This is a genomic window from Rhizobium sp. BK602 (assembly GCF_014195095.1).
Classification (GTDB): domain Bacteria; phylum Pseudomonadota; class Alphaproteobacteria; order Rhizobiales; family Rhizobiaceae; genus Rhizobium.
The window spans coordinates 732,995-743,809 of sequence record NZ_JACIBC010000003.1 but is presented as its reverse complement, the minus strand read 5'-3'; the positions used below and the strand labels follow the sequence as shown (position 1 = coordinate 743,809).

Below are 10,815 nucleotides of genomic sequence, written 5' to 3'. Positions count from 1 at the left end.
AAGCTGATCGGGGCGACGGCGCATTATGTGACGGCGGATCTGGACGAGGGACCGATCATCGAGCAGGACACGGCGCGGATCACGCATGCGCAGTCGGCGGAGGATTATGTGTCGATCGGCCGGGACGTGGAGAGCCAGGTGCTGGCACGCGCCATCCATGCGCATATCCACTACCGCACCTTCCTCAACGGCAACCGCACCATCGTCTTCCCGGCAAGCCCGGGAAGCTATGCGTCCGAGAGGATGGGGTGAGTGCGATAAGCGACTTCGCCGTCGGTTTGCCGGCTGCGAAATCGAATGCGCGCGGAGCCGCGCAAGGAGACAAAAAACCTTGGCCATCAGCTTGCCAAGGCGCGAAAGACGAATATAGTCAGGAAATAAATATTCCATAGAAGAAAACGAGGGAACGAAATGGCATTATCATGGCGTTTCTCCGCCTTGGCGGATCGGCATCGTGCTTTGGGATCGAAACTCGAGGATTGGAGCGGCATGGGAACCGCCTGGACCTACGAGAAGGACATGTCGGAAGAGCATGTCGCGATCCGCACCAAGGCCGGGATCATGGATGTTTCCGGCCTCAAGAAGGTGCATCTGGTTGGTCCGCATGCGATCGCCGTCCTTGATTATATTACCACCCGCGACATGGCAAAGATCTATCCTGGCCGCTCGGTCTACGCTTGCATGCTGAACGACCGTGGCCATTTCACCGAGGATTGCATCGTCTACCGCACCGGTCCGAACTCCTGGATGCTGGTGCACGGCTCCGGCTCCGGCCACGAGGAAATCGTCAAGCAGGCGGCTGGCCGCAACTGTGCAGTCCTCTTCGATGACGACCTGCACGATCTGTCGCTGCAAGGCCCGGTCGCGGTGGATTATCTTGCCAAATATGTACCCGGCATCCGCGATCTCAAATATTTCCATCACATGCAGACGACGCTGTTCGGCGTGCCGGTGATGATCTCGCGCACCGGCTATACCGGCGAGCGCGGTTACGAAATCTTCGTGCGCGGCCAGGACGCGCCGATGGTCTGGGACCGTATCGTTGCGGAAGGCAAGGAGATGGGGATCATCCCCTGCTGCTTCAGCGTTCTCGACATGCTGCGCGTCGAAAGCTACCTGCTCTTTTACCCCTACGATAACTCACAGATGTATCCCTTCGCCGACCAGCCGCCCGGCGACAGCCTGTGGGAACTCGGCCTCGATTTCACTGTCAGCCCCGGCAAGACCGGCTTCCGCGGCGCCGAGGAACATGCGCGTCTCAAGGGCAAGGAACGTTTCAAGATCTTCGGTCTGCTGATCGATGCCGACGGTCCCGCCGACCTTGGCGACGAGGTCTTCTACGAGGGCAAGAAAGTGGGCGTCATCACTTGCCCGAGCTATTCGACCCTGACGAAAAAATCCATGGCGATCGTCCGGCTCGACGTCGACAAGGCGGTGCAGGGGACAAAGCTCGAAGTGCGCGGCAAGACCCTCAAGGCGAGCGCCATCGCCCATACGCTGCCCTTCGACGATCCGGACAAGAAGAAGAGGACGGCCATCGGTTAAGGAGGCGCCCATGCTTGTCGAAGGCATCAAGAGCCGACCGGTCTACCGAGGTCTCACGATCCAGCCGCATGCCCGCCGGCACCTCTTCGCGCTTGAAGGAGAGGGCGCCAACGCCCTCCTCGACCAGAAGTCCTCCCTTGACGATACCGTCCTGTCGCGCAGCGAGATCCTGTATGTCGCGCGCGGCTCACAAGGCACCGGCCACGACGAGGCGCTGCGCGGGCTCGGGGCCGACATGTTTTTCGTGGCGCCGACGATCGCCACGCTGCTCTTTCGCCTTAAGGGGTCGCTGGCAACAGCCCATATGGGCACCCGGCTCTATATTGCCGGCACGGAGGGCTTCATCGGCCAGACGATGATGGTGGCGCTCGACTACGGTATGGACCATGCCTCGATCGTCACCGAACATCGCGGCTCGTTGGCGCGGCGCGTGCAATGCGTCCATTGCAAGGGCATCACCGAGGATGTCACCCATAGCCCCGTCGCCTGTGGCCATTGCGGACTCCCGCTCTTGGTGCGCGACCATTATTCGCGCCGGCTCGGCGCCTTCCAGGGCGTCAATATCGATGCGGAAGAACCGGGCAGCGCCCCTGATCCCGAGGAGTTGTTCCTGTGAGCGGTGGTACTGAAATTCCTGTCCGCGTGACGAAGGTGACGCCGGTGGCGCATCGGATCAAACGCTTCCGTTTCGAACGCCTCGACGGCAAGCCTATGCCTTATTTTTCCGGTGGCGCGCATGTGATCGTTTCGATGAACGATGCAGGCCATGTCAGGCGCAACGCCTATTCGCTGATGTCGCCGCCGCATGATTGCTCAGGCTACGAGGTCAGCGTGCTGCATGTGGAGGAGTCGCGCGGTGGTTCGACCTTCATGCATGAGAAGGTCAGCGAAGGCGACGAACTCAGGGTCAGCTATCCGGTCAATCTCTTCCAGCCGGATTGGCGTGGCCGCAAGCATCTGCTGATCGCCGGCGGCATCGGCATCACACCCTTCATTGCGATGATGGAGCAGTTTTCCCGCGAGGGCGCCAATTTCGAGCTGCATTATGCGGTGCGTTCGCTCGATCGCGGCGCCTATTGCCAGGAGCTGGTCGCGCGCTACGGCCCGCATCGGGTGAAGATCTATTGCGACGCGGAAAAGAACTTCATTCCCGTTGCCCGTCTGCTCGACAGCCAGCCGCTCGGCACGCATCTCTACGTCTGCGGCCCCTCGGGCATGATCGACGGCGTGATGAGGACTGGTCTGGAGGCCGGCTGGCCGGAGCAGAACCTGCATTCCGAACGCTTCCTGTCCTCGCAGCCCGGCAAGCCCTTCTCGATCGAATTGACGCAATCCGGCAAGACCGTCCATGTCGGCCATCATGAAAGCATGCTGGAGGCGATCGAGGCGGCGGGTGTCGACGCGCCCTTCCTCTGTCGCGGCGGCGCCTGTGGTCAGTGCGAAACCGGCGTTGCCGTCTGCGACGGCAAGCTTCTGCACCACGACGTCTATCTGAGCGAGGAAGAAAAGGCTTCCGGCCGCAAGGTGATGATCTGCGTCTCCCGCTTCGAGGGACGTGCGCTGCATCTCGACCTGTAGGCACCGAACCGATACCCAGGAGAATGGACATGGCAATCGCCTTCAAGCAGGAAACCTTCCGGGACGATTTTAGCTATCGCAACAGTCCGGAGAACATCCGGCGCTTCCCGTTCCCTTTCGATCGCGACGAGTACATGTATTCCGTCAACATGGAACCGCATGTGAAAGGGCAGGCCGGCACCGTCTATGAAAGCCTGATCGATGTCGACGAGCATTATGTCGCCGAGATGCGCGACCGGGCGCTGGTGCTGAAGGAAGATCCGCTGCGCTATCAGGCGCTGCCGCACATGATGACGGCGCAATGGGATACGCTGGAGCTTCTGATGGAGGAGCAGGCTGCCGGCTATCCCGAGCATTTTACGCTGATCAGGAATGGCGACCAGTGGCGCTGGATCAACCGCCCGCTCGGCATCGACGACACGTTCACCTTCGGCGATGCGTCGACACTGCCCTACGAACCGTTCGAATACATCACCCGCCAGGCCCAGGGCGATTTCTGCATCGTCGACCAGCGCGATAACAATCTCTGGATGGACGCCGGCATGGTCACGACCCAGGCCGACTGGTCGCTCGATTTCGACATCGGCATGAACTTCATGGAATGGCACGGGCCAGTGCCGCTCGCTCACCAGATCGGCGTCTTCGACCGCGCGCTGAAATTCCTGTTAAATTTGCAGCAGGGCAAGCCGACGCGCCGCTTCAACTGGACGATGACGATCAATCCGCGCCTCGACACCAGCCCGGAGAACTATCCGAAATGGGGCCCGGACCGCCTGACGGTGACGCCGCAGAATGTCGGCGAGAAGGTGCATCTTCGTGTCGAGCTGCAAAGCCTCTGGCGCCTGCCGCGCTCCAACGCCATCCTCTTCGTCATCCGCTGCTATCTGATGAACATGGAGGAGCTCGTGACCGTGCCGAAATGGGCGCGCCGCTTCCCGCGCGTGCTGCGCACGCTGCCGCCCGAGCTCATCGACTACAAGGGCCTGACCCGCTACCGCCAGACGACGATCGACTGGCTTTCCAAATATGACGACGGGGCGCCGACCAGCCCCGGTATCTTCCCGGATTGAGGCCGAACGCCGCCTCGGACGACTGCATGCGATAAGAACTTCGATACAATCGAGAAGGGGAATGCTTCATGACAAGAGTTGCCGTCATCGGCGCCGGTCCTTCCGGCTTGGCCCAGTTGCGGGCCTTCCAGTCGGCGGCCCAGAAGGGCGCCGCGATCCCGGAGGTCGTCTGCTACGAAAAGCAGTCCGATTGGGGCGGGCTTTGGAATTACACCTGGCGCACCGGCCTCGACGAATATGGCGAACCGGTCCATGGCAGCATGTATCGCTATCTCTGGTCGAACGGCCCCAAGGAATGCCTCGAATTTGCCGATTACTCTTTCGAAGAGCATTTCGGCAAGCCGATCGCCTCCTATCCGCCGCGCGCCGTGCTCTGGGACTATATCAAGGGTCGCGTCGAGAAGGCCGATGTGCGCAAATGGGTGCGCTTCAGCACGCCGGTGCGCATGGTGCGCTTCGACGAGGAGACGAAGAAGTTCACGGTGACGGCGCATGACCGTGTCGAGGACCGGATGTATGACGAGGAATTCGACTATGTCGTCGTCGCCAACGGCCATTTCTCGACGCCGAACGTGCCCTATTTCGAGGGTGTGAAGACCTTCAACGGCCGGGTGCTGCATGCGCACGACTTCCGCGACGCGCTGGAATTCAAGGGCAAGGACGTGCTGATCGTCGGCCGCAGCTATTCCGCCGAGGATATCGGTTCGCAATGCTGGAAATACGGCGCGAAGTCGGTGACCACGAGCTACCGCTCGAAGCCGATGGGCTTCAAATGGCCGGAGAATTTCGAGGAACGGCCGTTGCTGACCAGGCTCGAAAACAAGACGGCGCACTTCCTCGACGGCTCGAAAAAGGAGGTGGACGCGCTGATCCTGTGCACAGGCTATCAGCACCACTTCCCCTTCCTGCCGGACGAACTGCGCCTCAAGACCGCCAACCGGCTCTGGGCCGATCACCTCTACAAGGGCGTGATTTTCGACAAGAACCCGCAGCTTTTCTACATCGGCATGCAGGACCAGTTCTACACCTTCAACATGTTCGATGTGCAGGCCTGGTGGGCCCGTGATGTCATGCTGGGCCGGATCAAGCTGCCACCGGAAGAAGAGTTGCAGGCAAACTTCGACAAATGGCGCGCCCGCGAGGAAACGCTCGAGGATGCCGAGCAGATGATCTGGTATCAGGGCGACTATGTGAAGGAGTTGCTCGCCGAAACCGATTATCCGAGCTTCGATATCGAGGGCACGAACAAGACCTTCATGGAATGGGAACACCACAAGGCCGAGAGCATCATGGGCTTCCGCGACCATGCCTATCGTTCGCTGATGACCGGCAACATGTCGCCCAAGCATCACACGCCCTGGGTCGATGCGCTTGACGATTCCATGGAGGAATATCTGCGCAACTGATTTCCTCCCAAGTATTGCGTAACCGGCAAGGGGCGCATGCCGCGTCCCTTGCCGGCATGTTCGAGACGAGACGAAGCAAGTTGATCCGCAACCTTTTTCTTCGGGCATGGCTTTCATGGATTTTCAAACAAGCATTCTCGGCCGCATGAACGGCTTTCTCTATCGCTGCCGCGCCGATGAGAATTATACGATGCTGGAGATGACCGACGGCATCGAACGCATTTTCGGCTATCCCGCCGATGAGATCATCGGCAATCGAACGCGAACCTTCACCTCGATCATGTGCGAGGAGGATGTGCCCGTCATGGACGAGGTCGTCGGCAAGGCGCTGGAAAGCCGCACCGACTGGACGATGGAATATCGCATTCGTCACAACGAAGGCCACTTCATCTGGGTGACGGAAACCGGCGGCGGTGTCTGGGACGAAGCCGGAGAGCTGCTCTATCTCGAAGGCAGCATCATCAACATCGAGTCGCTCTATCAGCGCATCGATGAGCAGACGGCGGACATGCGGGTGACGGCGTCGAAGACCGGCGAGATCCTGCAATCATTGCGCTACCTGAAATTGCTCGCGGTCAATGCCGGTATCGAGGCGGCGAGAGCCGGAACGGCGGGGTCGGGTTTTGCGGTGCTTGCGGCCGAAATGCGCACGCTTGCCAATTCCTCGGAAGAGGCGGCGCGGGCGATCTCGAATGCGCAGCGCAAGGCCGAATAAACAATTCTTTACGAACGCGGCCGCGTTTTCTGCGGATCGTAATGCGATAGCGGTACGATGACAGCGGGAAGCCGCTTCTGCTGGCCATCGAGTTTGCCGACCTCGACCTGAGTGCCGACGCCCGCATGCTGAACATCGATGCGGGCAAGCGCGATGGTCTTGCCAAGGATCGGCGAGCGCGTGGCGCTGGTGACGACGCCGATCTGGGCGCGGCCGATATGGATGCAATCGCCATGTCCGACCGCTTCGTTCGCCTCTATGTCGAGGCCGACCATCAGATGGCGTGGGTTTTCCTTGCGGCGGATCAGCGCCTCGCGGCCGATGAAATCATCCTGCTTGGATTTCAGCGGCACGGTAAAGCCGATGCCGGCCTCGAAAGGGTCGGTCTGGTCGGTGAATTCATGATGGGCGAAGATCAGGCCGGCTTCGATGCGCACCATGTCCAATGCCTCCAACCCCATCGGCTTCAGCCCATGGGGTTCGCCGGCCTTCCAGACGGCGTCGAAGACGGCGACGGCATCTTTTGGATGACAGAAGATCTCATAGCCAAGCTCACCGGTGTAACCGGTGCGCGAGACGACCACCGGCGCGCCCTCGAAGTGGCCGATGCGGCCGACGGCGAAGCGGAACCATTCCAGTTCGCCGATCGTCGGCTGGCGCGGCGCGGTCCAGATGATCTCCTTGAGGATATCGCGGCTCTTCGGACCCTGCAGGGCGATATTGTGCATCTGGTCGGTGGATGAGCGGACCCAGGCCTTGAAGCCCTTCTTCTCGGCCTGCTCGCGCAGCCAGATGCCGCTATAGTCGTCGCCGCCGATCCAGCGGAAATTCTTGTCGCCGAGCCGGAACAGCGTGCCGTCGTCGATCATGCCGCCATTTTCGTAGCACATTGCGGAATAGACCACCTGGCCGGTCGACAGCTTGCGGACGTCGCGCGTCAGGCAATATTGCAGCAGCTCCTCCGCATCCGGTCCCGTCACCTCGAACTTGCGCAGCGGCGACAGGTCGATGACGGCGGCCTTCTCGCGGCAGGCCCAATATTCCTCGACCGGCCCTTGCGAGGAAAAGCGGTTCGGCAGCCAGTAGCCGCGATATTCGGTGTAGTCCCGCGTCAGCGCGGAAAGGCGAGGGTGGAACGCGGTTTCGCGCGTCAGTTCGGGGTCGGCGTCAGGGGTCATGCGATAGGCCACCGCTCGTGTGAATGTCTCTTTTCCGGAAAAGGTGCGGACATGGATATCCGTCGGGTCCCAGCCGTTCGCCGCGTCGATATCATCGGGGCAGGAGGAGGAGACGCAGACGAGGTCGGTCAGCGCCCGCATCAGCACATAATCGCCGGGCCGCGACCAGGGTTCGTCGAGATAGAGCTGATTATTGTGGTCGATATTGGTGTTGTAGAAATAGTTGAGCGCCTCCCAGCCCTTGCGGCCGGCAATGCCATAGGGCGCCAGCGCCGCGTTGAAATTGTCGGTGCAATTCACATGGCCGGGATAGCCCATATCGTCGTAATAGCGTGCATTGCAGGCGGTCGCGAAGGCATCGTGGCGGCCGACCGTATCCTGCACGATTTCCACCAGCGGCTCGAAATCGCGGTCGAAGGCTTTCGAGGGGAGGCCGGGTGCCGGATAGCTGCGGCCGAGCAGCGTGCGGGTGACGGTGGAATCGAGCGCAAGATCGAGCCCCTTGTCCACCTTGCGGGCGGCGAATGCCTGAAAGTCGGTGCACTGCCGGCCATAGACATCGATGATCTGAATGAACTCGCCGGCCCGGACGAAATAGGCCGACGCCGTTGCCGCCCTGATGCGGATATCCTCGATCGGATCGGCCAAGGGCTCCGGCAGGGCGGAGGCATAGTCGCGAATGAGTTGGCTGCGCCGGACCCTGACTTCGATCGGCGTCACGGTCTCCTGCGCCTCCGGCGACATCGCGTCGCCCGGGGCCGCGACAATCAGCAGGCCTTTCAGCGCGATCGTGAGTTCGGCGGTGCTGCCGGCGGGCGATGCCGCGCCGAAGATGCGAAGAGCCCCTGCCTTGGAGAGATCGGCGCCACGGCGCTGCAAGGCAGCGAGGCTTCGCGAGGCACTCCCGTCGCCGGAAGACAGGATGGATTTTAGCCCTTCGGCAGTGTTGGTGAAAGCAGCTCCCAGGCCGGCGGCTTGGAATTTGCCCGTTTCATCCAGGAAGGACAGTTCACAGACCTGTCCGCCCTCGCTGTCCGTCACAGTCAGATGATCGCCGGGCTGGACGCGCAGGACGAGCGATCCACCGCCCTTGCAGCGGTAGCGCTCCGTATTTGGCGGCAATGTTGGGATGCCTGGATAGCGGATGATGCTCGCCGCAGGGGGCCGCACTCCGGCGATCGTCGGATGGAGATCTCGCATGCAGTCCTCTCGGCGGAGCGATGTGCCTCCCGGCACTCGAATCATGCTGACAAAATGCCTGCCGAAAGTAAAGGGATATTGACTAAAAAGAAAATATCTTCACTATCCATAAAGGGCCTAGACTCGGAAATCCGTGCAGGAAACACGGATCGTCAAAATCACCGGCGGGCCTGAAATGCCATGGGAGGCACGTTCAGGGAGACGTACGAGAGATACGTCCGGAACAAAATGGGGAACTTCATCGATGACGGATATCGTGGACGCCAGCGCTCCCGCTGGCACCGAAGGCAAGCTTATACGCGCGCTCGACTGGAAGGGCGCGTTCTGGGTGGCTGCGGGCGTGCCGCCACTCGTTCTTTTCTCCATCGGCGGTATTGCCGGCACGACGGGCAAACTCGCCTTTGCCGTCTGGATCATTTCGATGATCATGGGGTTCCTGCAATCCTTCACCTATGCGGAAATCGCCGGCATGTTCGGCAATAAATCCGGCGGTGCTTCGGTCTATGGCGCGACCGCATGGTTGCGTTATTCGAAATTCATTGCGCCGCTTTCGGTCTGGTGCAACTGGTTTGCCTGGTCGCCGGTGCTCTCGCTCGGCTGCGCTATCGCGGCGGGTTATATCCTGAACGCCTTTTTCCCGATCCCGGCGGCGGATTCGCAAGCCGTGCTCGACTGGATCAGTGCACATGCCGCGTCGATAACGGCCGATAGCCCGCGTGTGGCCGAGTATATCGCGGCGCATGCCGGCACGTCCCCCGACGATGCGGTCAAGGCGCTGCTCAGCGCCGACGGCGTCGCCGCGTTCACGCCGGCCATTCGCAGCTGGTCACTGGTCAGCTTCAATATTCCCTTCCTCGCAACCGCCAACATCAACGCCACCTTCTTCATCGGCGGCATCCTGATGCTGATCATCTTCGCGATCCAGCATCGCGGCATTTCGGAGACCGCGAGCGTCCAGAAATGGCTCGCGATCATCGTTCTCGTGCCATTGCTGATCATCGGCGTCTATCCGATTGTCAGTGGCCAGATCCTGGCCTCTAACGTCACCGGCCTCGTGCCGCCGACTGCTGCCTATGCCGGCAGCGACGGCACCTGGAGCAATGGCGGCTGGACACTCTTCCTGGGTGGCCTCTATATCGCCGCCTGGTCGACCTACGGTTTCGAGACGGCCGTCTGCTATACCCGCGAACTGAAGAACCCGAAGACCGACACGTTCAAGGCGATCTTCTATTCCGGCCTCGTCTGCTGCCTGTTCTTCTTCCTCGTGCCCTTCGCCTTCCAGGGCGTGCTCGGGCATGCCGGCATGCTGGCGCCCGGCATCGTCGACGGCACCGGTGTGGCGGAAGCGCTCGGCGGCCTGATCGGCGCTGGCCGCATCGTCACCCAGCTCCTCGTCGTCCTGATGATCCTGGCGCTCTTCCTCGCCATCATGACGGCCATGGCCGGTTCCTCGCGCACGCTCTATCAGGGCTCGAAGGACGGCTGGCTGCCTAGATATCTCGACCACGTCAACGAGAACGGCGCGCCGACCAGGGCGATGTGGACGGACTTCGCCTTCAACCTTTGCCTCCTGGCCATCGCCTCCGATGCAAGCGGCTACTTCTTCGTGCTGGCCGTCTCCAACGTCGGCTATATCATCTTCAACTTCCTGAACCTCAACTCCGGCTGGATTCACCGTATCGATTCCGGTCATATCGAGCGCCCATGGAAAGCGCCGACCTGGCTGATCGGCCTCAACACCATCCTCGCCTTCGTCAACGCCCTCTTCCTCGGCGCCGGCGCCAAGGTCTGGGGTTACGCCAACGCGCTCTGGGTCGGCTTTGCCTTCGCAGCGCTGATCCTGCCGGTCTTTGCCTATCGGCACTATGTCCGCGACCGCGGCAAGTTCCCGGCCGGCGCCATGGACGATCTCGGCCTGGTCGGCCAGGATCTCGGCGTCAAGAAAGCAGGCATCCTGCCCTATCTGGCGATCGCCGGCGGCCTCGCCATCGTGCTGATCGGCAACTGGGTCTTCCAGCTGCCGGCGTAGGGCCGAACCAAGTAGTACCGACATTTTCCCTGTCGCGGCCGACGCGGCGGGGATTTATATTGGTGGCGGGGCGCGCGCAGGCCAACTATGTGAT

9 protein-coding genes are annotated in these 10,815 nt (G+C 61.2%); 8 read left to right on the top strand and 1 reads right to left on the bottom strand.

Annotated elements, in window-relative coordinates:
- The 7 genes from FHX11_RS13810 to FHX11_RS30065 all read left to right on the top strand — a co-directional run.
- On the top strand, nt 1-252 hold a 252-nt coding region (locus FHX11_RS13810; RefSeq protein ID WP_281411599.1), incomplete at its 5' end, for a formyltransferase family protein.
- A 159-nt stretch (nt 253-411) separates the two neighbouring features.
- Nucleotides 412-1,545 (top strand): aminomethyltransferase family protein, encoded by a 1,134-nt coding sequence (locus FHX11_RS13805; RefSeq protein ID WP_184358191.1) that lies wholly within the window; start codon nt 412-414, stop codon nt 1,543-1,545.
- Between the two features lie 10 nt (nt 1,546-1,555).
- Nucleotides 1,556-2,161: a dimethylamine monooxygenase subunit DmmA family protein gene (locus tag FHX11_RS13800; RefSeq protein ID WP_184358190.1), complete on the top strand. Its 606-nt coding sequence runs from the start codon at nt 1,556-1,558 to the stop codon at nt 2,159-2,161.
- Entirely contained in the window at nt 2,158-3,123 is a 966-nt protein-coding gene (locus FHX11_RS13795) for a PDR/VanB family oxidoreductase (RefSeq protein ID WP_184358189.1), read from the top strand. Before FHX11_RS13800 ends, FHX11_RS13795 begins: the two co-directional genes overlap by 4 nt.
- 29 nt (nt 3,124-3,152) lie before the next feature.
- Nucleotides 3,153-4,193, top strand: coding sequence for a DUF3445 domain-containing protein (locus tag FHX11_RS13790; protein WP_184358188.1), 1,041 nt, complete (start codon nt 3,153-3,155; stop codon nt 4,191-4,193).
- A 68-nt stretch (nt 4,194-4,261) separates the two neighbouring features.
- Nucleotides 4,262-5,599 (top strand): NAD(P)/FAD-dependent oxidoreductase, encoded by a 1,338-nt coding sequence (locus FHX11_RS13785; RefSeq protein ID WP_184358187.1) that lies wholly within the window; start codon nt 4,262-4,264, stop codon nt 5,597-5,599.
- Between the two features lie 115 nt (nt 5,600-5,714).
- Complete coding sequence (locus FHX11_RS30065) at nt 5,715-6,314, top strand: PAS domain-containing protein (RefSeq protein ID WP_184358186.1); 600 nt, start codon at nt 5,715-5,717, stop codon at nt 6,312-6,314.
- An 8-nt stretch (nt 6,315-6,322) separates the two neighbouring features.
- Here the strand turns inward: FHX11_RS30065 and FHX11_RS13775 are convergent, their stop codons facing one another.
- The gene (locus tag FHX11_RS13775) at nt 6,323-8,692 is read right to left on the bottom strand and encodes a DUF1989 domain-containing protein (RefSeq protein ID WP_184358185.1); all 2,370 of its coding nucleotides are present in this window, start codon (nt 8,690-8,692) and stop codon (nt 6,323-6,325) included.
- A gap of 244 nt (nt 8,693-8,936) precedes the next feature.
- On the opposite strand from FHX11_RS13775, the gene FHX11_RS13770 reads away from it, so the two are divergent.
- Complete coding sequence (locus FHX11_RS13770) at nt 8,937-10,721, top strand: APC family permease (protein ID WP_184358184.1); 1,785 nt, start codon at nt 8,937-8,939, stop codon at nt 10,719-10,721.
- Nucleotides 10,722-10,815: the final 94 nt, after the last annotated feature.